20 protein-coding genes are annotated in these 25,068 nt (G+C 74.8%); 13 read left to right on the plus strand and 7 right to left on the minus strand.

Annotated elements, in window-relative coordinates:
* Window positions 1-6: 6 nt before the first annotated feature.
* Window positions 7-912 carry a sucrase ferredoxin gene (locus QSK52_RS27130; RefSeq protein ID WP_285738786.1) on the minus strand — a complete coding sequence of 302 codons (906 nt, stop codon included), beginning with the start codon at window positions 910-912 and terminating at the stop codon, window positions 7-9.
* A gap of 168 nt (window positions 913-1,080) precedes the next feature.
* On the opposite strand from QSK52_RS27130, the gene QSK52_RS27135 reads away from it, so the two are divergent.
* Window positions 1,081-1,803: a hypothetical protein gene (locus tag QSK52_RS27135; RefSeq protein WP_285738787.1), complete on the plus strand. Its 723-nt coding sequence runs from the start codon at window positions 1,081-1,083 to the stop codon at window positions 1,801-1,803.
* Between the two features lie 76 nt (window positions 1,804-1,879).
* On the opposite strand, the gene QSK52_RS27140 is transcribed toward QSK52_RS27135, so the two are convergent.
* Complete coding sequence (locus tag QSK52_RS27140) at window positions 1,880-4,330, minus strand: DNA gyrase/topoisomerase IV subunit A (RefSeq protein WP_285738788.1); 2,451 nt, start codon at window positions 4,328-4,330, stop codon at window positions 1,880-1,882.
* A gap of 236 nt (window positions 4,331-4,566) precedes the next feature.
* Between QSK52_RS27140 and QSK52_RS27145 the strand changes: the two genes are divergently transcribed.
* The 3 genes from QSK52_RS27145 (at window position 4,567) to QSK52_RS27155 (ending at window position 8,833) form a co-directional block, all read left to right on the plus strand.
* Window positions 4,567-5,892 (plus strand): M16 family metallopeptidase, encoded by a 1,326-nt coding sequence (locus QSK52_RS27145; RefSeq protein WP_285738789.1) that lies wholly within the window; start codon window positions 4,567-4,569, stop codon window positions 5,890-5,892.
* A 17-nt stretch (window positions 5,893-5,909) separates the two neighbouring features.
* Complete coding sequence (locus tag QSK52_RS27150; protein ID WP_285738821.1) at window positions 5,910-7,274, plus strand: M16 family metallopeptidase; 1,365 nt, start codon at window positions 5,910-5,912, stop codon at window positions 7,272-7,274.
* A 365-nt stretch (window positions 7,275-7,639) separates the two neighbouring features.
* Window positions 7,640-8,833, plus strand: coding sequence for an RtcB family protein (locus QSK52_RS27155; RefSeq protein WP_285738790.1), 1,194 nt, complete (start codon window positions 7,640-7,642; stop codon window positions 8,831-8,833).
* A gap of 9 nt (window positions 8,834-8,842) precedes the next feature.
* Here QSK52_RS27155 and QSK52_RS27160 read toward each other — a convergent pair whose 3' ends face one another.
* Window positions 8,843-9,472, minus strand: a complete 630-nt coding sequence (locus QSK52_RS27160; RefSeq protein ID WP_285738791.1) for a TetR/AcrR family transcriptional regulator — start codon at window positions 9,470-9,472, stop codon at window positions 8,843-8,845.
* A gap of 80 nt (window positions 9,473-9,552) precedes the next feature.
* Here QSK52_RS27160 and QSK52_RS27165 point away from each other — a divergent pair, with 80 nt between their 5' ends.
* Entirely contained in the window at window positions 9,553-10,764 is a 1,212-nt protein-coding gene (locus QSK52_RS27165) for an MFS transporter (protein ID WP_285738792.1), read from the plus strand.
* A 190-nt stretch (window positions 10,765-10,954) separates the two neighbouring features.
* On the opposite strand, the gene QSK52_RS27170 is transcribed toward QSK52_RS27165, so the two are convergent.
* Window positions 10,955-11,233: an HPr family phosphocarrier protein gene (locus tag QSK52_RS27170; protein WP_285738793.1), complete on the minus strand. Its 279-nt coding sequence runs from the start codon at window positions 11,231-11,233 to the stop codon at window positions 10,955-10,957.
* A 158-nt stretch (window positions 11,234-11,391) separates the two neighbouring features.
* Here QSK52_RS27170 and QSK52_RS27175 point away from each other — a divergent pair, with 158 nt between their 5' ends.
* From QSK52_RS27175 to QSK52_RS27195, 5 genes are all read left to right on the plus strand, one after another.
* On the plus strand, window positions 11,392-14,166 hold the full coding sequence (locus tag QSK52_RS27175) for a bifunctional acetate--CoA ligase family protein/GNAT family N-acetyltransferase (protein ID WP_285738794.1): 2,775 nt from the start codon (window positions 11,392-11,394) through the stop codon (window positions 14,164-14,166).
* Between the two features lie 111 nt (window positions 14,167-14,277).
* A complete protein-coding gene (locus tag QSK52_RS27180) occupies window positions 14,278-14,862 on the plus strand; it encodes a DUF5998 family protein (protein ID WP_285738795.1) in 585 nt (194 codons plus the stop codon).
* A gap of 6 nt (window positions 14,863-14,868) precedes the next feature.
* Window positions 14,869-16,026: an alkaline phosphatase family protein gene (locus QSK52_RS27185; RefSeq protein ID WP_285738796.1), complete on the plus strand. Its 1,158-nt coding sequence runs from the start codon at window positions 14,869-14,871 to the stop codon at window positions 16,024-16,026.
* Between the two features lie 43 nt (window positions 16,027-16,069).
* Entirely contained in the window at window positions 16,070-16,717 is a 648-nt protein-coding gene (locus QSK52_RS27190; protein WP_033253916.1) for a thymidine kinase, read from the plus strand.
* 84 nt (window positions 16,718-16,801) lie between these two features.
* Window positions 16,802-17,629, plus strand: coding sequence for a sulfurtransferase (locus QSK52_RS27195; RefSeq protein ID WP_285738797.1), 828 nt, complete (start codon window positions 16,802-16,804; stop codon window positions 17,627-17,629).
* A 195-nt stretch (window positions 17,630-17,824) separates the two neighbouring features.
* Here QSK52_RS27195 and sepH read toward each other — a convergent pair whose 3' ends face one another.
* A complete protein-coding gene (gene sepH, locus QSK52_RS27200; protein WP_285738798.1) occupies window positions 17,825-18,916 on the minus strand; it encodes a septation protein SepH in 1,092 nt (363 codons plus the stop codon).
* Between the two features lie 438 nt (window positions 18,917-19,354).
* Between sepH and QSK52_RS27205 the strand changes: the two genes are divergently transcribed.
* The gene (locus QSK52_RS27205; RefSeq protein ID WP_285738799.1) at window positions 19,355-20,158 is read left to right on the plus strand and encodes a hypothetical protein; all 804 of its coding nucleotides are present in this window, start codon (window positions 19,355-19,357) and stop codon (window positions 20,156-20,158) included.
* A 9-nt stretch (window positions 20,159-20,167) separates the two neighbouring features.
* Here the strand turns inward: QSK52_RS27205 and QSK52_RS27210 are convergent, their stop codons facing one another.
* Window positions 20,168-21,469, minus strand: coding sequence for a D-arabinono-1,4-lactone oxidase (locus QSK52_RS27210; protein WP_285738800.1), 1,302 nt, complete (start codon window positions 21,467-21,469; stop codon window positions 20,168-20,170).
* A gap of 106 nt (window positions 21,470-21,575) precedes the next feature.
* Window positions 21,576-22,817: an MFS transporter gene (locus QSK52_RS27215; RefSeq protein ID WP_285738801.1), complete on the minus strand. Its 1,242-nt coding sequence runs from the start codon at window positions 22,815-22,817 to the stop codon at window positions 21,576-21,578.
* Window positions 22,818-23,035: 218 nt separating this feature from the next.
* Here QSK52_RS27215 and QSK52_RS27220 point away from each other — a divergent pair, with 218 nt between their 5' ends.
* Window positions 23,036-24,181 (plus strand): ferrochelatase, encoded by a 1,146-nt coding sequence (locus tag QSK52_RS27220; protein ID WP_285738802.1) that lies wholly within the window; start codon window positions 23,036-23,038, stop codon window positions 24,179-24,181.
* Between the two features lie 26 nt (window positions 24,182-24,207).
* On the plus strand, window positions 24,208-25,008 hold the full coding sequence (locus tag QSK52_RS27225; RefSeq protein ID WP_285738803.1) for an inositol monophosphatase family protein: 801 nt from the start codon (window positions 24,208-24,210) through the stop codon (window positions 25,006-25,008).
* Window positions 25,009-25,068: the final 60 nt, after the last annotated feature.

A 25,068-nucleotide genomic window follows, 5' to 3' on the forward strand; every position in this document is an offset into this window, starting at 1 on the left:
GGGCCCTCAGGCGCGCTGCGGCGAGAGCGCCACGACGTCCATCCGGGACGGGGTGCCCGGGGCCTTGCCGCAGCTCTCGGGCCGGGGCGGCTCGCCGGCGGACTCGGCGACGGTGGCGCGCCAGCGGCGGCCGTCGACGTGGTGGACGTCGACCGTCCAGGGGGAGCCGCCGGGGTGCTGGTGCAGGGTCAGGGCGTCGGCGGCGCCCTCGCCGGTCAGCTCGCGGACGGCCTGCTCGGCGGCCTGGGCCGGGCGGGGCCAGTAGGAGCGGCCGCGGGAGTGGGCGGGGACGGTCTGCCCGGCGGCGGTCGCGGCGAGGACCTCCTTGGCGGTCTCGGCGGTGAGCCGCCCGTACGCGTAGCCGTGCGGCAGCACCAGCATCGTGGGGGAGAAGCGGTGGCCGCCGAGGTGGGTGACCTCCCAGACCTCGCTGTGGCCGGCCGCGGCGATCTCGGCGGCGAGCGGTCGGCCGAGCAGTGCGCAGCAGCGGTCGCGGCGGCCGTTGGTGCACACCAGAGCGATCGGGCCGCCGACGTGCGGGGTGCCGAAGGAGCCGTGGTCGCCCGCGCCGAGGGCGGTGAAGTCGAGGTCGAGCAGGTCGGCGGGGGAGGCGAGGTGGCTGCGGCGCACCCACGGGTCGGCGGGGGAGGTGTGGGCGAGCAGCACCTCGTGCCCGGCGGTGCCGTCGGCGTCGGCGTGCCGCCCGGGGCGGCGGATCAGGGCGATCCGGACGCCGGTGCCCGCGGCGGCGCGGTCGAGGGCGGCCCCGAGCCCGGGGTCGAGGTGGCTGCCGGTGAGCGCCTTCGCGCCCCAGGGACCGGACTGTTCGAGCAGCAGCCAGGTGGTGGCGGTGGCCGCGGTGGCACTCAGCGGCTCGGTCAGTTCGCGCGACAGCGTCGTACAGGTGCTCACCCGGCCCACCCTACGGCCGGACGGCCCCCGGGGGTACGGCCGTGTGCCCACGGAGGGCCGGTGGGGCCCGGCTATGCTGGGCCCAGTTGCTGGCAGTTGACGTTCTCTTGGGGGAGTCTTGACGTTCTTCCTGCGTGGCGGGGGTGGCTGATGCACGGTGGACCGCAGGTGATTCCGGAGCCGGTCGCACCGGTGAAGCGGCGCTGGCGGCTCGGGCTGCTGCTGTGGTTCGTCCTGCAGTGGGTGCTGATCCCGGCGGAGCTGGTGCTCACGCTGGTGGTGTGGATCCCGTTCCGGACGGTCTACGAACTCAACGAGATCGGCAACGGGCGCGACTGGTTCCTGCTCGGCTGGCTGCGGCTGCTGCTGCGCCCGTTGCACCGCTTCGTCGGCCCGACCAGGTTCGTCCGGGAGTGGACCAACGACCAGCGGCGCTGGGAGGCCAGGCTGGCGGAGATCTGCCGCACCGCGGCCGAGGCGTTCGCCCGCGGCCCGGGCCGCAAGTACGCCTTCCGCGGCTGGGCCAACCTGCGCTGGGGGGTGGGCACCACGAACTTCGAGGTGCGCGAGAAGGACTACCGCGGCGCCCGGCCGGGGCCGGTCCTCGCGGTCGCCGCCCAGTACGGGCTGTACGTCCACTTCCACGAGTACAGCGGCGGCTTCCTGCTGTCGCCGACGCCGGTGGAACGGCAGGCGCCCGGGCAGCAGGCGCCCGGGCAGCAGGCTCCCGGCCAGCAGGCGCCGGGGCAGCAGGCGCCCGGGCAGTACCCGGCGGGGCAGTACCAGCCCGGCCAGTACCCGGCGGGACAGCAGGCCCTCGGCCAGTACCCGGCGGGACAGCAGGCCCCCGGCCAGTACCCGCCCGGGCAGTACCCCACGACGTACCGCTGAGTCAGCGCGGAACGCGGGAGGGGCGGGCACCCACCGGGTGCCCGCCCCTCCCGCGTCCGTGCGTTCGCCCGCGGCGCTACATCCGGCCGCCGACCGCGGCGACCGGGGACGGCACCGGGGTGCCGGAGCCGTCGCGGCGCGGGTCGCGCTCGGGGAGGGTGACCGGCTGGCCGGCCGGGCCCGCGCCGAGGGCGGGCAGCGAGCCTGCCCAGGCGAAGGCGAGGCCGTCCTCGCCGCGCAGGAAGCGCTGGCAGCGGACGCCGCCGGTGGCCCGGCCCTTGCGCGGGTACTGGTCGAACGGGGTGAGCTTCCAGCTGGTCTGCTCCTCGCCGGCCAGCGTGCCGGAGGCGGCCGCGACCGAGAGGACCACCGCGTCCTGCGCCGGGTCGACCGCGGTGAAGGAGAGCACCCTCGCGCCGTCGGCCAGCTTGATGCCGGTCATGCCGCCGGCCGGGCGGCCCTGCGGGCGGACCTGGCCCGCCGGGTAGCGCAGCAGCTGGGCGTCGGAGGTGATGAAGACCAGGTCCTCCTCGCCGGTGCGCAGTTCGACCGCGCCGATCACGGCGTCGCCGTCCTTGAGCGCGATCACCTCGAACTCGTCCTTGTTGGCGGGCCATTCGGGCACCACCCGCTTGACCACGCCCTGCACGGTGCCGAGCGCCAGGCCGGGCGAGGACTCGTCCAGCGTGGTCAGGGCGAGCGGCTGCTCGTCGGCCTCCAGCCGGAGGAACTCGGAGACCGCCGCGCCGCCGGACAGCGCCGTGGTGCCCGGGGGCAGCGCGGGCAGGTCGATCACCGGCAGGCGCAGCACCCGGCCGGCCGTGGTGACCAGGCCGACGTCGCCGCGGGCGGTGGCCGGGACGGCGGAGGCCAGCACGTCGTGCTTGGCGCGGGCCGCGTCCTCCTCGGTGACCGGCTCCAGGTCGAAGGTGCGGGCCAGCAGCCCGGTGGAGGAGAGCAGCACCCGGCACGGGTCGTCCGCGACCTCCAGCGGCACCGCCAGCGCGGCGGACGGCACCGAGCCGGCCTCCAGCAGCACGGTGCGCCGCTCGGTGCCGAACTGCTTGGCGACGGCGCCGAGTTCGGAGGAGACCACGGAGCGCAGCTTGCTGTCGGACTCCAGGATCTCGGTCAGCTCGGCGATCTCCTTGAGCAGCTTGGCCTGTTCGGCCTCCAGCTCGACCCGGTCGAAGCGGGTGAGCCGGCGCAGCGGGGTGTCCAGGATGTACGCCGTCTGGACCTCGGAGATGCCGAAGCGCTCCATCAGCCGGTCCCTGGCCTGGCCCGCGTCGTCGCTGTTGCGGATGATCGCGATCACCTCGTCGATGTCGACGAGCGCGACCAGCAGGCCCTCGACCAGGTGCAGCCGGTCCTGGCGCTTGCGGCGGCGGAAGTCGCTGCGCCGCTTGACCACCGTGAAGCGGTGGTCGACGTAGACCTCCAGCAGCTCCTTGAGGCCCAGCGTCAGCGGCTGGCCGTCGACCAGCGCGACGTTGTTGATGCCGAAGGTCTCCTCCATCGGCGTCAGCTTGTAGAGCTGCTCCAGCAGCGCCTCGGGGACGAAGCCGTTCTTCACCTCGATGACCAGGCGCAGGCCGTGCTCGCGGTCGGTGAGGTCCTTGACGTCCGCGATGCCCTGCAGCTTCTTCGCGTTGACCAGGTCCTTGATCTTCCCGATCACCTTCTCGGGGCCGACCGTGTACGGCAGTTCGGTGACCACGATGCCCTTGCGGCGGGCGGTGACGTTCTCCACCGTCGCGGTGGCGCGGATCTTGAAGGTGCCGCGGCCGGACTCGTACGCGTCCCGGATGCCGGAGAGGCCGACGATCCGGCCGCCGGTGGGCAGGTCCGGGCCGGGGACGAACCGCATCAGGGTGTCGAGGTCCGCCGCGGGGTGCTTGATCAGGTGCCGGGCGGCGGCGACCACCTCGGCCAGGTTGTGCGGCGGCATGTTGGTGGCCATGCCGACCGCGATCCCGGTGGCGCCGTTGACCAGCAGGTTCGGGAACGCCGAGGGGAGCACCTGGGGCTCCTGCTCGGAGCCGTCGTAGTTGGGGCCGAAGTCGACGGTGTCCTCGTGGATGGACTCGACCATCGACATCGCGGCGGCGGTCAGCCGGGACTCGGTGTAGCGCATCGCGGCCGGCGGGTCGTCGTTGCCGAGCGAACCGAAGTTGCCGTGGCCGTCGATCAGCGGCAGGCGCATCGAGAACGGCTGCGCCAGGCGCACCACGGCGTCGTAGATCGAGGCGTCGCCGTGCGGGTGCAGCCGGCCCATCACCTCGCCGACCAGGCGGGCGCACTTGACGTGGCCGCGCTCCGGGCGCAGGCCCATCTCGTTGGCCTGGTAGAGGATCCGGCGGTGCACCGGCTTGAGGCCGTCCCTGGCGTCCGGCAGGGCCCGGGAGTAGATCACCGAGTAGGCGTACTCCAGGAACGAGCCCTGCATCTCGTCCACGACATCGACGTCGAGGATCCGCTCCTCGAAGTCACCGGGCGGCGGGGTGGGCGAACTGCGGCGGGCCATCGCTGCGGGGCTCCCTTGCGATACGTGCGGTACATGGGGGTGGGCGGACGCGGGCGCGAACGCCCCCCATTGTGGACCCTCGGTGGGACAGCGCCCGTCACCCGGGGCGCTTCCGCCCCTGGCGAACGCGCCCCGCGGCCGGACACCTGACGGCGGCGCCGGGCGTTGCACCACAATGGGGGACGTCACACGCCCCCGGCCGGACACTCCGGAACCGACGACGGGAAGGACCCCGCATGGCCAACCCCGCGCCCGCAAGCGGCCTCGCCATCACCGAACACCGCCTGGCCAACGGCCTGCGGGTGGTGCTCTCCGAGGACCACCTCACCCCGGTCGCCGCCGTCTGCCTCTGGTACGACGTGGGCTCCCGGCACGAGGTCAAGGGGCGGACCGGCCTGGCCCACCTCTTCGAGCACCTGATGTTCCAGGGTTCGGCGAACGTCTCCAACAACGGGCACTTCGAGCTGGTCCAGGGCGCCGGCGGTTCGCTCAACGGCACCACCAGCTTCGAGCGCACCAACTACTTCGAGACCATGCCCGCCCACCAACTGGAGCTCGCGCTCTGGCTGGAGGCGGACCGGATGGGATCGCTGCTGGCCGCGCTGGACGAGACGTCCATGGAGAACCAGCGCGACGTGGTGAAGAACGAGCGCCGCCAGCGCTACGACAACGTGCCCTACGGCACCGCGTTCGAGAAGCTCACCGCGCTGTCCTTCCCCGACGGCCACCCGTACCACCACACCCCGATCGGCTCGATGGCCGACCTGGACGCCGCGACGCTGGAGGACGCCCGGGCGTTCTTCCGCACCTACTACGCGCCCAACAACGCGGTGCTGTCGATCGTCGGCGACCTCGACCCGGAGCAGACCATCGCCTGGGTGGAGAAGTACTTCGGCTCGATCCCGGCCCACGACGGCAAGCAGCCGCCGCGCGACGGCACCCTGCCCGACACCATCGGCGCCGAGGTGCGCGAGCTGGTCCGCGAGGACGTCCCGTCCCGCGCGCTGATGGCCGCCTACCGGCTCCCGCACGACGGCACCCGGGAGGCCGACGCCGCCGACCTGGCGCTCACCATCCTCGGCAGCGGCGAGTCCTCCCGGCTGTACAACCGGCTGGTGCGCCGCGACCGCACCGCCGTCTCGGCCGGGTTCGGCCTGCTGCGGCTGGCCGGCGCGCCCTCGCTCGGCTGGCTGGACGTGAAGGCGGGCGGCGAGGCCACCCTGGAGCGGATCGAGGCCGCCGTCGACGAGGAGCTGGCCCGCTTCGCCGCCGAGGGCCCCACCGCCGAGGAACTGGAGCGCGCCCAGGCCCAGATCGAGCGCGAGTGGCTGGACCGGCTCACCACGGTGGCCGGCCGGGCCGACGAACTCTGCCGCTACGCCGTCCTGTTCGGCGACCCGAAACTGGTCAACAGCGCCCTGCCGAAGGTCCTCGACGTGACCGCCGAGGAGGTCCGGGCGGTGGCCGCCGCCCGACTGCGCCCCGACAACCGGGCCGTGCTGGTGTACGAGCCGACCGGTGACGACGACAGCAACGACAGCGACGAGGAGGCGGCGGCGTGAGCGACCACACCCCCGCGATGGAGTTCCACCCGCAGCCCCGGCCCGGCACCCCCGCCCCGTGGGCGTTCCCGGCGCCCGAGCGGCTCACCCTGGCCAACGGGCTGACGGTGCTGCACTGCCACCGCCCCGGCCAGCAACTGGTCGCCGTGGACGTGGTGCTGGACGCGCCGCTGGCCGCCGAGCCCGAGGGCCTGGACGGCGTCGCCTCGATCCTGGCCCGGGCGCTGTCCGAGGGCACCGACACGCTCAGCGCCGAGGAGTTCGCCGGCGAGCTGGAGCGGGCCGGCGCCACCCTGGACACCCACGCCGACCACCCGGCGATCCGGGTCTCGCTGGAGGTCCCGGCCTCCCGCCTGGAGCGCGGCCTGACCCTGCTCGGCGACGCGCTGCGCGCCCCCGCGCTGCCCGCGGACGAGATCGAGCGGCTGGTCGCCAACCGCCTCGACGAGATCGTCCACGAGCAGGCCAACCCGGGCCGGCGCGCCGCCAAGGCGCTGTACGCCGAGCTGTTCCCGGCCGCCGACCGGCTGTCGCGGCCGCGGGCGGGCTCCGCCGAGACCGTCAAGCGGATCGACCGGGCGGCGGTGCAGGCGTTCTACGCGGCGCACCTGCGCCCGTCCACCGCCACCGCCGTGGTGGTCGGCGACCTCACCGGGACGGACCTGGCGGCGCTGCTGGAGTCCACCCTGGGCCGCTGGACCGCCGAGACCCGGGAGCCGGCCGTGCACGCCCCGGTGACCGCGGACGACACCGGCCGGGTGGTCATCGTCGACCGGCCCGGCTCGGTCCAGACCCAGCTGCTGATCGGCCGGATCGGCCCGGACCGGCACGACCCGGAGTGGGCCGCCCAGGTGCTCGGCACCTACTGCCTCGGCGGCACCCTCACCTCCCGGCTGGACCGCGTCCTGCGCGAGGAGAAGGGCTACACCTACGGCGTGCGGGCGTTCGCCCAGGCGCTGCGCTCGGCCGCCGACGGCTCCGGCCGCGGGCTGCTGGCGATCAGCGGCTCGGTGGACACCGAGTCGACCGCGCCCGCGCTGCAGGACACCTGGACCATCCTGCGCACGCTGGCCGCCGAGGGCCTGACCGACGCCGAGCGGGAGGAGGCCGTGCAGTTCCTGGTCGGCGTGGCCCCGCTGAAGTTCGAGACGGCCGGTTCGGTCGCCGCGACCCTGGCGGACCAGGTCGAGCAGTACCTGCCCGACACCTACCAGGCGGACTTCTACCGGAAGCTGGCCGAGCTCGACACCGCGGCCGCCACCCGCGCCGTGGTCGCCGCGTTCCCGCCGGACCGGCTGGTCACCGTGCTGGTCGGCGACGCCTCGGTGATCGCCGAGCCGGTCAAGGCGCTCGGCATCGGGGACGTCACGGTCATCGCCTGACCGGTCGGCGCGCGTTCCGCGCGCACGGGGGTCCGACGGGGCGTCAGCCCCGCCGGGCCCCCGGCGTTTTAATGCGTTGCACGCCGTCGCCGCGGCGTGGGTAGATATCCCCGACCGGGCGACAGCCGCGCGGTCGGACGCGGAGCGGAAGGAGGCGGTCACCATGCGGGTCGAGCCACGACGACGCTCCCCGAGGCTGCCCTTCCGTCGTTCGCCCCTCACTGCCTGAGCAGTCCTCGCGCGGCGTCCGTCCGCCCCTCCGCGGTCCGTCCACCGGGCCCGCGGGCCCCTGATCTTCCCCGCCGCCGCACCGGGCGCCTTCGTGCGGCACCATGAACCCATCCGACCCAGGAGGTCGATCACCCATGTCGTACACCGAGGTACCCGGCGTCCGCGTCCCGATCCGGATGTGGACCGACCCGGCCGCCGTCGAGGGCCAGGCCATGCAGCAGCTGCGCAACATCAGCACGCTGCCCTGGCTGCACGGCCTCGCCGTGATGCCGGACGTCCACCTGGGCAAGGGCGCGACGGTCGGCTCCGTCATCGCGATGAAGGACGCGGTCTGCCCGGCCGCGGTCGGCGTCGACATCGGCTGCGGGATGACGGCCGTGAAGTCCTCGCTCACCGCGAAGGACCTCCCGGACGACCTGGCGCGCCTGCGCAGCCGGATCGAGCAGGCCATCCCGGTCGGTCTCGGCCTGCACGCCGACCCGGTCGACCCGGGCAGGCTGCAGGGCGCGGCCACCGCGGGCTGGGACGACTTCTGGCAGCGCTTCGACGACATCGCCCCCGAGGTGCACTGGCGGCGCGAGCGGGCCGCCCGGCAGATGGCGACGCTCGGCGGCGGCAACCACTTCATCGAGCTCTGCCTGGACGACGACGGCGCGGTCTGGCTGATGCTGCACTCCGGTTCGCGCAACATCGGCAAGGAGCTCGCCGAGCACCACATGTCGATCGCCCGGGCCCTGCCGCACAACCAGGGCCTGATCGACCGCGACCTGGCGGTCTTCCTGGCCCGCACCCCGGAGATGGACGCCTACCGCTCCGACCTGTTCTGGGCGCAGGAGTACGCCAAGCACAACCGGGCGCTGATGATGGCCCTGTTCCAGGACGCGGTCCGCCGCGAACTGCCCCGCGCCGGGGCCTCGTTCGGCAAGATGATCTCCTGCCACCACAACTACGTGGCCGAGGAGCGCTACGACGGCGTCGACCTGCTCGTCACCCGCAAGGGCGCGATCCGGGCCGGCTCCGGCGAGTACGGCATCATCCCGGGCTCGATGGGCACCGGCTCGTACATCGTGAAGGGCCTTGGGAACGCCGCCTCGTTCAACTCGGCCTCGCACGGCGCGGGCCGGAAGATGAGCCGCAACGCCGCCAAGAAGCGCTTCACCACGGCGGACCTGGCGGCGCAGACGGCGGGCGTCGAGTGCCGCAAGGACTCCGGGGTGGTCGACGAGATCCCCGGCGCGTACAAGCCGATCGAGAAGGTCATCGCCCAGCAGCGGGACCTGGTCGAGGTCGTCGCCCACCTCAAGCAGGTGATCTGCGTGAAGGGCTGACGGCGGGGGTCAGTCCCCGGCGGGGCGGCGGGGCGGCGCGAAGAGGTAGCGGTCCAGCATCAGCGGGGTGTCCGCCAGGATCTCCGGGTCGCCCTGCGGGTCCTGCAGGAACGCCATGCCGAGCATCCGGGTGGCCAGGACCACGGCCAGGTGCGCCCGGCGGCGGGTCTCGGCCGTGTCGGCCAGCCCGAACGAGTCCACCAGCACCTCGTGCACGCGCTCGGCGATCCGCCGGTCCACCTCGTCCCCCAGGCCCGCCAGCGCGGGGGTCCTCGCCACGTGGAACCACACGTGCCGGTAGCCGGGCAGCGTCCGGAACCGGTCCGCGTACGCCTCGACCACCCGGGCGACGAACTGCTCGGAGGACGCGCAGGCCGCCACCGCCGCCGGGTCGGTGGCGGCGGCAAGCCGCCGCAGGTCGCCCTCCAGCCAGCTGCGCTCCAGCGTTTCGAGCACCGCCTCCTTGTCCGGGAAGAACCGGTACAGCGCCCCGACGGACATCCCCGCCTCGGCCGCGATCTGCTTGGTGCTGAGCTCGTCGAACGGCACGGTCTCCAGCAGCCGGGCGGCGGTGGCCAGGATGCGGGCGAACTTCTCGCGGCTGCGCTGCTGCTGCGGCTCGCGGACCAGGGGGGACACGGCGGGCTCACTCTCCTCGTACGGTGCCGGGCGGGCGGGCCCCTTGACGCCTCCGCAGAACATGAACGATATTCTCGTTCATGTTCTCGCGGGGCTTCACCACCCTCTGGGCGTCCGTCACCATATCCAGCCTCGGCGACGGCATGCGCTTCGTCGCCCTCCCGCTGCTCGCCGTCGGACTCACCGACGACGCGCGGCTGATCGCCCTGGTCGCGCTGGCCGGACAGCTGCCCCCGCTGCTGCTCGCCCTCCCGGCCGGGGTCTGGGCCGACCGTGCCGACCGGCGTCGGATGCTCCTCCGGTCGGACGTCGCCCGCGCCCTCGTGGTCGGCGCCCTGGCCGTCGCGGTGGCCGCGGACGCCGCCCGGATCGGCTGGCTGGTGCTGGCCGCGGCGCTGCTCGGCGCCGGGGAGGTCGTCCACGGCGCGGGCTGGTCCGGCATGGTCCCCGCCCTGGTCCCGCCCGCCGGGCGGGCCCGGGCCAACTCCCGCCTGCAGGCCGGGGCCCTGATCGCCGACACCCTGCTCGGCACCCCGCTCGGCGCCGTCCTGTTCGGACTGGCCGCGACCCTCCCGCTCGTCGTCGACAGTCTCTCCTTCGCCGCCGCGGCCGCCCTGCTGCTCCTGCTGCGCGGCGACTTCCGCCCCGGCGGCGCGGAACCGCCCCCCGCCCGGGCCCCGCTGGGGCACCAGGTCGCCGAAGCGCTGCGCTGGCTGCGCGGCCGCCCCGTCCTGTTCCGGCTCTGCCTCGCCCGCGGCCTCACCGGGGCGGTCGCCTCCGGGCTGATCGCCGTCCTGGTCCTCTACGCGAGCCGGGCCCAGCGCCTCGGTCCGACCGGATTCGCCCTGCTGGTCGCCGCGTTCGCCGTCGGCGGCCTGCTCGGCAGCACGGTCACCCCGCGCCTGCTGCACCGCTGGGGCGTCCGCACCACCGTGGTCGTCGGCGTCCTCGGCTCGGCCGGCTGCGCGCTCCTCGTGGCGCTCGCCCCGACCCCCGCGGTCGCCGCCCTCGCCGTCGCGGGCTACGGCGCCACCGACTTCGCCTGGGCCATCGGCGGGGTGACCCTGCGCCAGTCCCAGATCCCGTCCCGCCTGCTGGGCCGGGTCTCCATGGTCTACCAGCTGGTCTTCAGCGCCGCGGGCGCGAGCGGCGCCGCCCTCGCCGGGCTGCTCGCCCACCAGTGGGGCGTCCGGGCCCCCTACTTCGCGGGCGCGGCGCTGCTGCTCGCCGTCCCCCTGCTGCTGCCGGGGGCCCGCCGGGAGGCGGAGGGGTGGGCCCTCGCGGGCGGCTGAGAAAGGGAGCGCGCGCATTCGGGGGCTCGGGGAACGGCGAGTCCGTGCTGCTGGCGGCCGGAGCCCATCGAGGCGTCCGTGCCGCTTCGGGCCGCCTGAACAGAACCCGAAGCCGACGGCACGCACGAGCAGTGAACCGCGAGCAGCCCCGGGCCCGCCGTTCCCCGGGCCCCTGAGGGGCCCTCGTGCCTTACGCGGCGGGCAGCTCGTCCAGGCCCTCCTGGACCAGCTTGGCGACGCGGTCGAGCGCCGCCTCGGCGCCCTCCGCGTCGGCCGCGAGGACGACGGTGTCGCCGCCGGCCGCGCCGAGGGCGAGCAGGCCGAGCATGGAGCCGGCGTTGACCGGGGCGCCGCCCTCCTTGGCGATGGTCATCGGGACGCCGGTGGAGGTGACGGCCTTGACGAAGATGGAGGCGGGACGGGCGTGCAGGCCCTCGGCCCAACCGATGGTGACGCGGCGCTCAGCCATGAGAGGTGCCTTTCACGTGGTGCAGGGTGGTGCAGGGTTGTCTAGACCAGTGTTGCACGGCCGGGCACCGCGGGCCCGGCGGCGCGGACGGCAGGCCCAGCGTGCCGTGCCCGGCACGCCTGGCGCCACCCGGCTCGCCGACGACTACGCTGGCGGGCGTGGAGCACGAGCGCACGCAGGCGGACAACGGGTACCCGCAGCACTGGGAGGCGGACGTCCTGCTGCGCGACGGCGGGACGGCCCGGATCCGGCCGATCACCGCGGACGACGCCGAGCGGCTGGTGGAGTTCTACGAGCAGGTCTCGGACCAGTCCAAGTACTTCCGCTTCTTCGCCCCGTACCCGCACCTGTCCGACAAGGACGTCCGCCGCTTCACGCAGCACGACTACGTCAACCGGGTCGGCCTGGCGCTGGTCGTCCGGGACAGGTTCGTCGCGACCGTCCGCTACGACCGCACCGACAGGGACGGGATGCCGTCCACCACCGGCACCGACGCCGAGGTCGCGTTCCTGGTGCAGGACGCGCACCAGGGCCGCGGCATCGCCTCCGCGCTGCTGGAGCACATCGCGGCGGTGGCGCAGGAGCGCGGCATCCGCCGGTTCACCGCCGAGGTGCTGCCGGAGAACCGGAAGATGGTGAAGGTCTTCACCGACGCCGGCTACACCCAGCGGCGCAGCTTCGCCGACGGCGTGGTGCACCTGGAGTTCGACCTGGAGCCGACCGCCGCCTCGCTCGCCGTGATGCGCGCCCGCGAGCACCGCGCCGAGGCCCGCTCCGTGCAGCGCCTGCTGACGCCCCGCTCGATCGCCGTGGTCGGCGTCTCGCGCAACCCGCAGTCGGTCGGCCGGGCGCTGCTGCGCGCCGCCCGGGCGGGCTTCGACGGCCCGGTGTACGCGGTGAACCGGGGCGCCGAGCCGGGCACCGAGCTGGAGGGCGTGCCGACCCACCGCTCGGTGCTGGACATCCCCGGGCCGGTGGACCTCGCGGTGCTCGCGGTGCCCGAGCCGTCCGTCCCGGCAGCGGTCGCCGAGTGCGGGGCGCACGGCGTGCAGGGCCTGGTGGTGGTGAGCGCCGGGTACGCCGAGACCGGACCGGACGGGCGGGACAAGCAGCGTGCGCTGGTGCGGCAGGCCCGGGCGGCCGGGATGCGGGTGATCGGCCCGAACGCCTTCGGCCTCCTCAACACCGACCCCGAGCACCGGCTGAACGCCTCGCTGGCCCCCGCGCTGCCCGAGCGCGGCCCGTTCGGCGTGTTCTGCCAGTCCGGGGCGATCGGCGTGGCCCTGCTGGAGGCCGCGCACCGGCGCGGCACCGGCATCTCCTCGTTCGCCTCGGTCGGCAACCGGGCCGACGTCTCCGGCAACGACCTGCTGCAGTACTGGGAGGAGGACGCCGCCACCGAGGTGGTGCTGCTCTACCTCGAGTCCTTCGGCAACCCGCGCAAGTTCACCCGGATCGCCCGCCGGCTGGCCGCCGCCAAGCCCGTGGTGGTGCTCAAGGGCGCCCGGCACACCGGCAGCCTGCCGCCCGGCCACGCCGTCCAGCCCGCCGCCACCCGGCTGCGCGACGCCACCGTGGACGCCCTGTTCCAGCAGGCCGGGGTGATCCGGGTGGACACCATCACCGAGCTCTTCGACACCGGCGAACTCCTCGCCGGGCAACCGCTGCCGCGGGGCGGCCGGATCGCGATCGTCGGCAACTCCGACTCGCTCGGCCTGCTCACCTACGACACCTGCCTGAGCGCCGGGCTGCGCCCCCGCACCCCCGTCGACCTGACCACCGGCGCGAGCGGCGAGAACTTCCGGGTCGCCCTGGACACCGCGCTCACCGACCCGGGCACCGACGCCGTGATCGCCGTCGCCATCCCGCCGATCGGCGTGCACGGCCCCGAGGCGGCCCCCGAACTCGCCGAGGACGACCCCGAGATCGCCCGCGCCCTGCTGGACGCCGCCGCCCGCGGCCGGGAGCTCGGCAAACCGCTGCTGCTGGCCCACCTCGCGCTGCCCGCGCTGGTCGCCCGGCTGCGCGCCGGGGGAGTGCCCGCCTACCCCGCCCCGGAACGCGCCGTGCACGCGCTGGCCGACGCCGTCCGCTACGCGAAGTGGCGCCGCCGTAGCGCCGAGGCCGAGGAGACCGCCCGCGTCCCCGAGCTGGAGGGCGTCGACGAGCACGCCGCCCGCGCCCTGGTCGAGCGCGCCCTGACCAGCCGGGAGGCGGTCGCCGCCCGGCTGCAGGCGGGCGGCGCCCGGGTCACCCTGCCCGACGCCGAGGCCGCCGAACTGCTCGGCCACTACGGCGTCCCGGTCAGCCCCGCGCTGCCCGCCCCCGACGAGGCGAGCGCCGTCAAGGCCGCCGCCACCCTCGGCTACCCCGTCGCCCTGAAGGCCACCGCCGAGCACCTGCGGCACCGCCCCGACCTGGGCAGCGTCCGGCTCGATCTGACCGGCGAGGCCGAGCTGCGCCGCGCCCACCACGAGCTCGACGCCCTGCTCGGCGGCGCCGCCCAGGCCGAACTGGTGGTGCAGCGGCTGGCCCCGCGCGGCGTGGACACCGTGATCGGCGCGGCCGTCGACCCGGCCGTCGGCACCATCCTGTCCTTCGGCCTCTCCGGCGCCCCCGCCGAACTGCTCGGCGACGTGGCCCACCGCCTCGTCCCGGCCACCGACCGGGACGTGGCCGAGCTGATCCGCGAGGTGCGGGCCGCCCCGCTGCTGTTCGGCTGGCGCGGCGCCGAGGCGGTGGACACCGACGCGCTGGAGGAGGTGCTGCTGCGGGTCTCCCGCCTCGTCGACGACCTGCCCGAGGTCGCCTCGGTCGACCTGGAGCCCGTCGTGGTCGCCCCGCACGGCCTGACCGTGCTCGGCGCCCGGGTCCGGATCGCCCCGCTGCCGGTCCGCACCGATCTGGGACCGCGCGCCATGAGCACGCTGTAACCTTGCGTGGTTGCCCGCTCGGCAGGACCGGGCGACCCCCGGTGCGGTGAAGGCCGGGAGACCCGGCGCAGTGCCACCCGCCGCAGCGGCGGGACATGCCAGGATGGAGATATGGCGAAGACCGGTACCACCACGCAGGACCTGCGGTCCGCGATCGAGCGCAGCGGCTACTACCCGGCGCTGGTCTCCGAGGCGGTGGAGTCCGCGGTGGGCCCCGAGCCGATCACCTCGTACTTGGTGCACCAGGAGACCACCTTCGACGCCAACGAGGTCCGCCGGCACGTCACCGTGCTGGTGCTCACCCCGTCCCGCTTCGTGGTCAGCCACACCGACGAGCAGAACGGCGACGCGGCCACCCCCGTCCCGTACGCCACCACCTCCACCGAGACGGTCCGGCTGGACCGGATCACCTCCGTGGTGGTCAGCCGCATGGTCGCCAACCCCGAGACGTACACCCCCGGCACCCCGCCGCGCGAGGTCGTCCTCACCATCGGCTGGGGCGCCGTCCAGCGCCTCGACCTGGAACCGGCCGGCTGCTCCGACCCCAACTGCGAGGCGGACCACGGCTACACCGGCTCCGCCACCGCCGACGACCTGTCGCTGCGGGTCAGCGAGGCCGGGGACGGGCCGGAGACGGTCGCCCAGGCGCTGGTGTTCGCCCGGGCGCTGTCCGAGGCGACCGTGGCCAACGGCTGACCCGGCATGCACCACGAGGACCCCTACGACCTGCTCGACCCGGCCGACGCCCCCGCCCCGCGCTACGGCTGCGCCTCGCTCTCCGACCTGCTGCCCACGCTCGCGGCGGGCCTCGGCGTGCCCGGTTACCGGTCCGTGCTGCCGCTGGAGCCCGCCGACCGGGTCTGCGTCTTCCTGGTCGACGGCCTCGGCTGGGAGCTGATCCGGGCCAACCCCGACTGGGCGCCCTTCCTCAACTCGCTGACCGCCGGGCACTCCCCGATCACCGCCGGGTTCCCGTCCACCACCGCCACCTCGCTGGCCTCGGTCGGCACCGGCCTGCCGCCCGGGCAGCACGGCCTGGCCGGGTACACGGTGATGATCCCCGACAGCGGGCGGCTGATGAACCAGCTGCGCTGGAACCCGCCGGTCGACCCGCACGCCTGGCAGCCCTACCCCACCGTCTTCGAGCGGGCGCACCAGGCCGGGGTGGCCACCGCCCAGGTCTCCTCCCCGCTGTTCTCCTCCACCCCGCTCACCCAGGTCGCGCTCTCCGGCGGCACCTTCCTCGGCCGCACCACCGGCGAGGAGCGCATCGACCGGGCCGCCGCCTGGCTGGCCGAGCACGACCGCGCCCTGGTCTACACGTACCTCAGCGAGCTGGACGCCGCCGGGCACCGCTACGGCGTCGACTCCGGCGAGTGGCGGCTCACCCTCTCGGTGATCGACCGCCTCGCCCGCCGCCTCGCCGAGCAGCTCCCGCCGCGCTCCGCGCTGTACGTCACCGCCGACCACGGCATGATCGACGTCGCCCCGGAGAACCGGATCGACTTCGACGAGGACTGGGAGCTCTCGGCCGGAGTCGCCCTGCTCGGCGGCGAGGGCCGGGCCCGCCACGTCTACGCCCACCCCGGCGCGGCGGGCGACGTGCACGCGGTGTGGAGCGAGGTGCTCGGCGAGCAGATGTGGGTCGCCACCCGCGAACAGGCCGTCGCCGCGGGCTGGTTCGGCCCCACGGTGGACGAGCGGGTGCTGCCCCGGATCGGCGACGTGGTCGCCGCCGCCCGCGACGACATCGCGATCGTCGCCACCCGCAGCGAGCCCGGCGAGTCCCAGATGGTCGGTCTGCACGGCTCGATGACCCCCGTCGAACAGCTCGTCCCGCTGCTCGAAGTCCGCGGCTGAGCCCGCCCGTTGACCCCCTCACCCGAAAGGCTGCTGCCCCGCCATGGCTGAACTGGTGTTCTTCTCGGGCACGATGGACTGCGGCAAGTCGACGCTCGCCCTCCAGATGGACCACAACCACGCCGCCCGCGGCCGCCAGGGCATCATCTTCACCCGCCACGACCGGGCCGGCGCCGCCACCATCTCCAGCCGGCTCGGCCTGCGCGCCGACGCGGTCGAGGTCGGCGACGACTTCGAGTTCCAGGCGTACGTCGTCCACCTGCTCTCGGCCGGCGGCCGGGTCGACTACCTGATCTGCGACGAGGCGCAGTTCTTCTCCGCCGCTCAGATCGACCAACTCGCGCGGATCGTCGACGAGTTGGGCATCGACGTGTTCACCTTCGGGATCACCACCGACTTCCGCACCAAGCTCTTCCCCGGCTCCCAGCGCCTGATCGAACTCGCCGACCGGGTCGAGGTCCTCCAGGTCGAGGCGCTCTGCTGGTGCGGCGCCCGCGCCACCCACAACGCCCGCACCGTCGGCGGCGTCATGGTCGTCGAGGGCGCCCAGGTCGTGGTCGGGGACGTCGCCGTCAACGAGGACGAGATCGGCTACGAGGTGCTCTGCCGCCGCCACCACCGCCGCCGCCTCACCGCCGCCACCGCCCGGGCCGCCGTCCTCTCCCCGGACGTCCTCCCGTTCGAGGGCTGAGCCCTTCCCGGCCGGATCGTTTCGCCGGGTGACGCGATCCCCGTCCCGGCCCCGACCACCGCCCCCGCACGCCACAATGACGGCATGACCTCGCCCCTGATCACCGTCGCCGAACTCGCCGACGCCCTCGGCACCGACCGCGCGCCCGTCCTGCTCGACGTCCGCTGGGCGCTCGGCGGCCCGCCCGGCGCCGAGGAGTACGCGAAGGGCCACCTGCCCGGCGCGCACTACCTCGACCTCGACCGCGAACTCGCCGACCCGCCCGGCCCGGCCGGCCGCCACCCGCTGCCCGACCCCGACCGCCTCGCCACCGCCCTGCGCCGGGCCGGCGTCACCGCCGAGCGCCCCGTCGTCGCCTACGACGCCGGGCCCGCGCTCTCCGCCGCCCGCGCCTGGTGGCTGCTGTGCTGGGCCGGCCACGGCGACGTCCGGGTCCTCGACGGCGGCCTCGCCGCCTGGACCGCGGCAGGGCACCCGCTCACCACCGACGCCCCGGCCCCCGGCGAGGGCGACTTCAAGGTCGAACCCGGGCACCTCCCCACCGTCGACGCGGCCGGTGCGGCCGAACTCGCCCGCACCGGCCTGCTCCTCGACGCCCGGGCCGGTGAGCGCTACCGCGGCGAGACCGAGCCGGTCGACCCGCGGGCCGGGCACATCCCGGGCGCCGCCTCCGCCCCCACCACCGAGAACCTCGGGCCCGACGGGCGCTTCCTGCCCCCGGCGGCGCTCGCGGCCCGCTTCGCCGCGCTGCACGTCACCGACCCGGCCCGCACCGCCGTCTACTGCGGCTCCGGCGTCACGGCCGCCCACCAGCTCCTCGCCCTGACCCTCGCGGGCCACGAGGGCGTCGCCCTCTACCCGGGCTCCTGGAGCGAGTGGTCCGCGAACCCGGCCAACCCCGTGGAACTCTGAGGCGGGACGCCCCTCCAGGGGCCCGGGGAACGGTGGGCCCGGGGCTGCCGCGGGTGCACTGCCGGTGCGTGCGGTGGCTTCGGGTTCTGTTCAGGCGGCCCGAAGCAGCACGGACTTTCCGATGGGCTCCGGCCACCAGCAGCAGCACGGACTCGCCGTTCCCCGAGCCCCTGGAGGCGCGCTCCCGCAGGGGCCCTACTCGGGCTTCTTGCGCCGCGACCCGAAGACGATCTCGTCCCAGCTCGGCACCGTCGCCCGGCGCCCCGGGCGGACGCCGTCGGCCTCGGCCTGGCGGTCGGTGGTGCCGACCAGGCGGTCGCGGTGCGGGGCGACGGAGCGCGGCATCAGGATGTCCGCGTACGCGGAGCCCGCGCCGACGCTCGCCGCGGGGGCCGCGGTCTCCTCGACCTCCTCGGTCTCCTCGGCGACCGCGGTCTCCACGCTGGGGCCGACCGGGGTGAGGTCGCCGCGGTAGGAGGGGACCACGTCCAGCAGGCTGGTGAGGGAGTCCCGTTCGGGGGCGGCCGCGGTCGCGGCGGCGGCGGAGGCGGCGGCCTCCCGGGCCTCGCGGACCTGCATGATGCGGTCGGCGGAGGGCCGCTCGATCATCGGGCGGGCCGGGCGGTCGTGCGGGAGCCGGGCGATCCGCGGGATGAACGGGAAGACCGAGTCCTCCTCGCGCTCGACGTTCTCGCCGATCAGCGCGCGGGCCTCGTCGTCGTTGGGCTGGACCAGCCGCCGCGGCGGGTCGTAGGACCAACTGGCACGCCGGTGCTCGCCCTCGGCGCGGTACGCGAGGATGACCTCCCAGGTGCCGTCGTCGCGGCGCCAGGAGTCCCAGCGCTCGGTGTCCTTCTCGGCGCCGCGCAGCGCAAGGCGCTCGGCGACGGCCTCGCCGAGCTGCGGGCCGGTGGACTCGCCGTGGCGGCGGATCGCCGTCTTGCGGGCGCGCTCGGCCATGAAGGCGCGCTCGGCGAGCACCGGGCCCTCGAAGCGGCGGACGCGTTCCACCGAGATCCCGGCGGCCTGGGCGACCTCCTCAGCGGAGGCACCGGCTCGTATCCGCGCCTGGATGTCACGGGGGCGGAGGTGGCTCTCCACCTCGATCTCGATCTGGCCGAGCCGCGGGCGGTCACCCCGGACGGCGGCGCGCAGCCGCTCGTCGATCGGCAGGGTGTACTCCGTGCTGTCGGCAGCCTTGAGCACCAGCCGTGTGCCGTCGTTGCTGACGGCCACGACGCGCAGTTCGGGCACGGTTACCTCCCGGGTGGTGCCTGCCGACGTCACCTGCGTCGCTGCTCCCGTACTGAGTGTGGCCTGCCCGCTGGCGAGTGGCCACAACCTTGCAGAGTTACCCGGCGTGTCGGGCTTTCGCCCGGGCGCGCCGCTGTGGCACGGTTGCCTGTTTGCCACGTCGACGGTCGACATCGCACCCGGGCGCCCGGTCCAGTTGTCTGACGGGTCGTCGACAACGAGTCCGAAGGCTCAGGCTCCACGAACAGTACTCCATTCGTGGCATCCGGAGGGGCGGCTCGCCGCTCAAGTCTCCCGCGAATCAGCGGAATCTCAAGAGCGGGCACCCCAATGACCCGCCGACGATCAACGGACGGTGATCATCTTCACATATATCGACCGGGGGGAACCGGATTTTCGACCCTTGTGTCCTTCTTTGGGCAAGATGGAGAGACTTGTTCGAAATTCCGACACACCTACCGAGGGACAGGGATGCCGCAGCGGAGCCAGCAGTTCGCGCACGGACCGGCCGGAGCCGGGGAGCGGGCGGAACGCAGACGGCTGGACCTGACGGCCACTCAGGTGGCGGCGAGCGCCCTGGCGGCGGTGGCCGGTGCGGTGCTCGCCTCGGAACTCGGAGTGTACGGAACGATACTCGGTGCGGCCGTCGTCTCGGTGGGGGCGACCGTCGGAAGCGCGCTCTTCCAGCACCTGTTGAAACGCACCGGGGAACACCTGCGCAACGCGGTGGAACGCGGCACCGAATCCGCTCCGGTCGTGCGCCCGGCGCCCGCCCCGGCGAACGGAATCAGCCGGGAGTGGAACGCCCCCCGGGTGCTGCGCGCGAAACGGCGTTGGACGTGGAAGTCGTACGCGGCGGTCTCCGGGCTGGTGTTCGTGCTCGCCATGGTGCCGATCGTCGCGGTGGAACTCGCGGCCGGGAAGCCGCTGCACGACATCACCACCGGGCAGGACGGCAGCGGCACCTCGTTCAACCCCTCGCGGCCCTCCGGCGACCGGCGGCCGGCGGACCGGGACGGCACGCCAGCCACCGGACCGTCCGACCCGCCCCCGGCCTCGTCCTCGCCCTCCTCCGGGCCCTCGTCCTCCGCCCCGGCCGACCCGTCGACGGCGCCGAGCGGTTCGGGTCGGCCGTCCGAGGGGGCGTCCGGGCAGCCGTCGCCGAGCGGTGCGGCCGGTTCGCCCGAGCCCTCCGCGCAGGCCCCAGCCGGCGGGGCCGCGGGCGGGCAGGACGCGCTGCCCGGGGCGGGCGGGACGGGCGGGCCGACCGGCTGACGGGGGCGCTCAGGCGCCCAGCACCCGGCGCAGGTAGGCGTTGGCGAACCGGCGCTCCGGGTCGACCTTGTCGCGCAGCGCCGTGAAGTCGCCGAAGTGCGGGTAGACGGAGGAGAGGTACTCGGCGTCCCGGGTGTGCAGCTTGCCCCAGTGCGGGCGCCCCTGGTGGGCGGTCATCAGCTTCTCCACCTCGGTGAAGTAGGACAGTTCGCGGGTGCCCCGGTACAGGTGGACGGCGATGTAGGCGCTGTCCCGCCCGTTCGCGGTGGACAGCCACAGGTCGTCGGCCGGGGCCACCCGCACCTCCACCGGGAAGCTGATCCGCCAGTCGGAGCGCTCCACCATCGCCTTCAGCTCGCGCAGCACCTCGGTGGCCGCCTCGCGCGGCACCGCGTACTCCATCTCGACGAAGCGCACCTTGCGCGGGCTGGTGTAGACCTTGTACGCCTCGTCGGTGAAGCGGCGCTCGGACCAGGCCCGGCTGGCGACCTGGGCGATGGTCGGGATCGCGCCGGGGAAGGCCCGGCCCACCCGGCAGGCGCCCTCCCAGACCGTGTTGGAGACGAAGTCGTCGTCCAGCCACGCCCTGAACCTCGGCAGCGGCTCGGCCGGGCCCTGGCTGCGGTTGTTGCGCTTGGTCGAGCAGCGGTCGGTGTGCGGGAACCAGTAGAACTCGAAGTGCTCGTTGACGGCCGTCAGGTCGTCGAAGGAGTGCAGCACCTCGTCGAAGCCCATCGGCTTCTCGTGCGCGCTCAGCAGGAACATCGGCTCGACCGCGAAGGTCAGCGCGCTCACCACGCCCAGGGCGCCCAGGCCCAGCCGCGCGCCCTGGAACAGTTCCGGGTCCCGGGTCGCCGAGCAGGTGCGCACCGAGCCGTCGGCGAGGACGATCTCGACCTCCCGGACCTGCGCGGCGAGCGAGCCGGAGTCCCGGCCGGTGCCGTGGGTGCCGGTGCTGGTCGCGCCCGCGACCGTCTGCACCTCGATGTCGCCCATGTTCGTCAGCGAGAGGCCCGCGGTGGCGAGCAGGCGGTTCAGCCGGTGCAGCGGCAGGCCCGACTCGACGGTGACCGTCCCGGCCTCGCGGTCGAGCTTCCGCACCGCGGTCAGGTTCTCCGGGCGCACCAGCACGGCGTCCCCGGCGGCGGCTATCGCGGTGAACGAGTGGCCCGACCCCACGGCCTTCACCGGCAGCCCGGCCGCCCCGGCGGCGACCACCGCGGCCGAGAGCTCCTCGACCGAGCCCGGGGCCACCACCCGCGCGGGCCGCGCGCTCTGGTTGCCCGCCCAGTTCCGCCACACCTCGGTCATCTCCGGAGCCTCCCGCTCGCGCGCCCTACCCCCCGGTTCTACCGGTGGGTACGGGGAGCGTAGTCACAACGAACGCGCAGGTCCATGGGTGGCGGGGTCGGGTTCCTCAGGAGGCCACCGGGACGGGCTGCCGGTCCGCCGCCGCGAGCTGGCGGCGCAGCCGGGGCAGGCCGGTCCAGGCGGTGGTCGCGGCGAGGACGGCCGCGGCGACCGGGACCAGGTAGCCGTTGGCGCTGCCGGCCGCGTCGACGACGATCCCGGCGACGGAGGACCCGGCCGCGACGCCGAGGGCGAGGCCGGTGGTGGTCCAGGTCATCCCCTCGGTGAGCCGGGCGGCCGGGACCAGCCGCTCGACCAGGGCCATCGAGGTGATCAGGGTGGGGGAGATGGCCAGGCCGGAGAGGAACAGCGCTGCGCCGACGCCGACCAGGGCCGCGGTGCCGTGCAGCAGCTGCGCGGCGAGGACCAGCGGCGCCATCCCGACGGCCATCACGCCGACGCCGACCAGGAAGCGGCGGTCCAGCGGGGCGGTGAACTTCAGCGCGCCGAACACCACCCCGGCCAGGCAGGAGCCGAGGGCGTACACGGCGAGCACGTAGCCGGAGGCGGCGGGGTGGCCCTGGGCCTTGGCGAAGGCGACGGTGACCACCTCGACCGAGCCGAAGACCACGCCGACCGCGGCGAGGGTCAGCAGCAGGGTCTGGATGCCCTTGTCGCGGACCACCGAGGCGCCGCCGCGGTGCTCGACCGGGTGGGCGGGCGGCTCGGTGCGGCGCTGGGCGGTGAACAGCAGCACGCCGACGACCAGGAAGACCCCGGCCAGCACCAGGCCGGACTCCGGGAAGAGCGAGGTGGCCAGGGTCGCGGCCAGGATCGGGCCGACGATGAAGCAGACCTCGTCCGCGACGGCCTCGAAGGAGTACGCGGTGTGCAGCTTGGGCGGCGCGTCCCGGTAGAGGTGGGCCCAGCGGGCGCGGACCATCGAGCCGGTGCTCGGCATGGTGCCCATGCCCGCGGCGAAGACGAACAGCGTCCAGTCGGGGAGGCCGTAGTGCGCGCCGAGCAGCAGCCCGGCGGCGGAGAGCACGGTGACGCCGGTGGCCGGGAGGGCCACCCGGCGCTGGCCGTGCCGGTCGACCAGGCGGGAGATCCGCGGCCCGAGGACCGCGGCGGAGACGGCCAGGAAGGCGGAGAGCAGGCCGCCGAGCCAGAAGGAGTCCTTGATCTCGCCGAGCATCGTGACGATGCCGATCCCGGTCATCGAGATCGGCAGCCGGGCGACCAGCCCGGTGAGGGAGAAGGCCAGGGAGCCGGGGGCGGCGAAGATCTGGCGGTAGCTGGACAGCACGGGGGGTGGCTCCGTCGAGGTCGGGTGGGGGTCTGATGGGTGGCGGCTGCAACCATCGGTAATGCACGACCGTGGTGCACACAGCTTACGAAGCGGGGGTGAACGTCCGCATCCGGGTTGTTTGCGGACATCCCGGGCACCGCCCCTCACCCCGTTCCGCCCCCGCCCCGCCGCCGTCCGTGCACCGGACGGCCCCCTCCGGGTGGCAGGATCGGAGCATGTCCGACACGCGCACCCCCAGCCCCACCGACCCCGCGCCCTACGACGCGCTGCTGCTGCTGTCCTTCGGGGGGCCGGAGGGCCCCGAGGACGTGGTGCCCTTCCTGGAGAACGTCACCCGCGGGCGGGGCATCCCCAAGGAGCGGCTGACCGAGGTCGGCAAGCACTACTTCCTGTTCGGCGGCGTCAGTCCGATCAACGAGCAGAACCGCGAACTGCTGGCCGCCCTGCGCAAGGACTTCGCCGACGCGGGCCTGGACCTGCCGGTGTACTGGGGCAACCGGAACTGGGCCCCGTACCTGGTGGACGCGCTGCGGGAGATCGCCGACGACGGCCACCGCCGGGTGCTGGTGCTGGCCACCAGCGCGTACGCCGGGTACTCGGGCTGCCGCCAGTACCGGGAGAACCTGGCCGACGCGCTGGCGCAGCTGGCCGCCGAGGGCCGGCCGGAGCTGACCGTCGACAAGCTGCGGCACTTCTACAACCACCCCGGCTTCGTCGAGCCGATGGTCGACGCCACCCTGGCCGCGCTCGCCGGGCTGCCGGAGCAGGTGCGGGACCGGGCCCGGCTGGCGTTCACCACGCACTCCATCCCGACCGCGATGGCCGAGAGCTCCGGCGCCCCCGACGACCCGGCCCGCGGCACCCCCGGCGGCGCCTACGTCGCCCAGCACCTGGAGGTGGCCCGGCTGGTCGCCGACGCGGTGGCCGGGCGCACCGGCGTCGCCGACCGGCCCTGGCAGCTGGTCTACCAGAGCCGCTCCGGCGCCCCGCACGTCCCCTGGCTGGAACCCGACGTCTGCGACCACCTGGAGGCGCAGCACGCGGACGGCGCCGAGGCCGTGGTGATGGTGCCGATCGGCTTCGTCTCCGACCACATGGAGGTCAAGTACGACCTGGACACCGAGGCGGTGGCCAAGGCCGCCGAGCTCGGCCTGCCGGTCGCCCGGGCCGCCACCGTCGGCGCCGACCCGCGGTTCGCCGCCGCCGTCCGGGAGCTGGTGCTGGAGCGCGCCGCCGCCCGGCGCGGCGAGCCGGTCACCCGCTGCGCGCTCGGCGCCCTCGGCCCCAGCCACGACCTGTGCCCCGCCGCCTGCTGCCCCAACCCGCGCGCCCCCCGCCCCGCCGCCGCCCAAGAAGCCTGACCCCGAGAACGCGAGGACCGAGACCCGTGACCGACGACCTGCTGCAGGAACTCCTCGCCACCGCCGTCGAGGCCGCCACCCGGGCCGGCGCCCTGCTGCGCGACGGCCGCCCCGCCGACCTCGGGGTGGCCGCCACCAAGAGCAGTCCGGTGGACGTGGTGACCGAGATGGACCTGGCCTCCGAGAAGCTGGTGCTGGAGCTGATCTCCGCCCGCCGCCCGGACGACGGCTACCTCGGCGAGGAGGGCGCCGACCGGCCCGGCACCAGCGGGGTGCGCTGGGTGGTCGACCCGCTCGACGGCACCGTCAACTACCTGTACGGGCTGCCCTCCTGGGCGGTCAGCGTGGCCGCCGAACTGGACGGCGAGACGGTCGTGGGCGTGGTCGCCGTGCCCGCCCGGGGCGAGCTGTTCCAGGCCGTGCGCGGCGGCGGCGCCACGCTGGACGGCCGCCCGCTGGCGGTCCGCCCGGCCCCGGACTGGGGGCACGCCCTGGTCGCCACCGGCTTCGGCTACCTGCGCGAGCGGCGGGTGCACCAGGCCGAGGTGCTGCACGCGCTGATGGGCGAGGTGCGCGACGTACGCCGCGGCGGCGCGGCCGCCGTCGACCTGTGCGACCTGGCGGCCGGCCGGTTCGACGGCTACTACGAGCGCGGCCTGGCCCCCTGGGACCGCGCCGCGGGCCTGCTGGTCGCCGCGGAGGCCGGCGCGCTCACCGGCTCCCGCCCCGGCCTGCCCGCGGACGGCGAGCTGACCGTCGCCGCCCCGCCCGGCGTGTTCGAGCCGCTGCAGGCCCGGCTGGAGGAGCTCGGCGCCTGGCACGACTGACCGGGCCCCGGACGGCACGGAGCCCCGGACCGGTGGGAACCGGGCCGGGGCTCGCGCAGT

This window comes from Kitasatospora phosalacinea (assembly GCF_030268885.1).
Classification (GTDB): domain Bacteria; phylum Actinomycetota; class Actinomycetes; order Streptomycetales; family Streptomycetaceae; genus Kitasatospora; species Kitasatospora phosalacinea_C.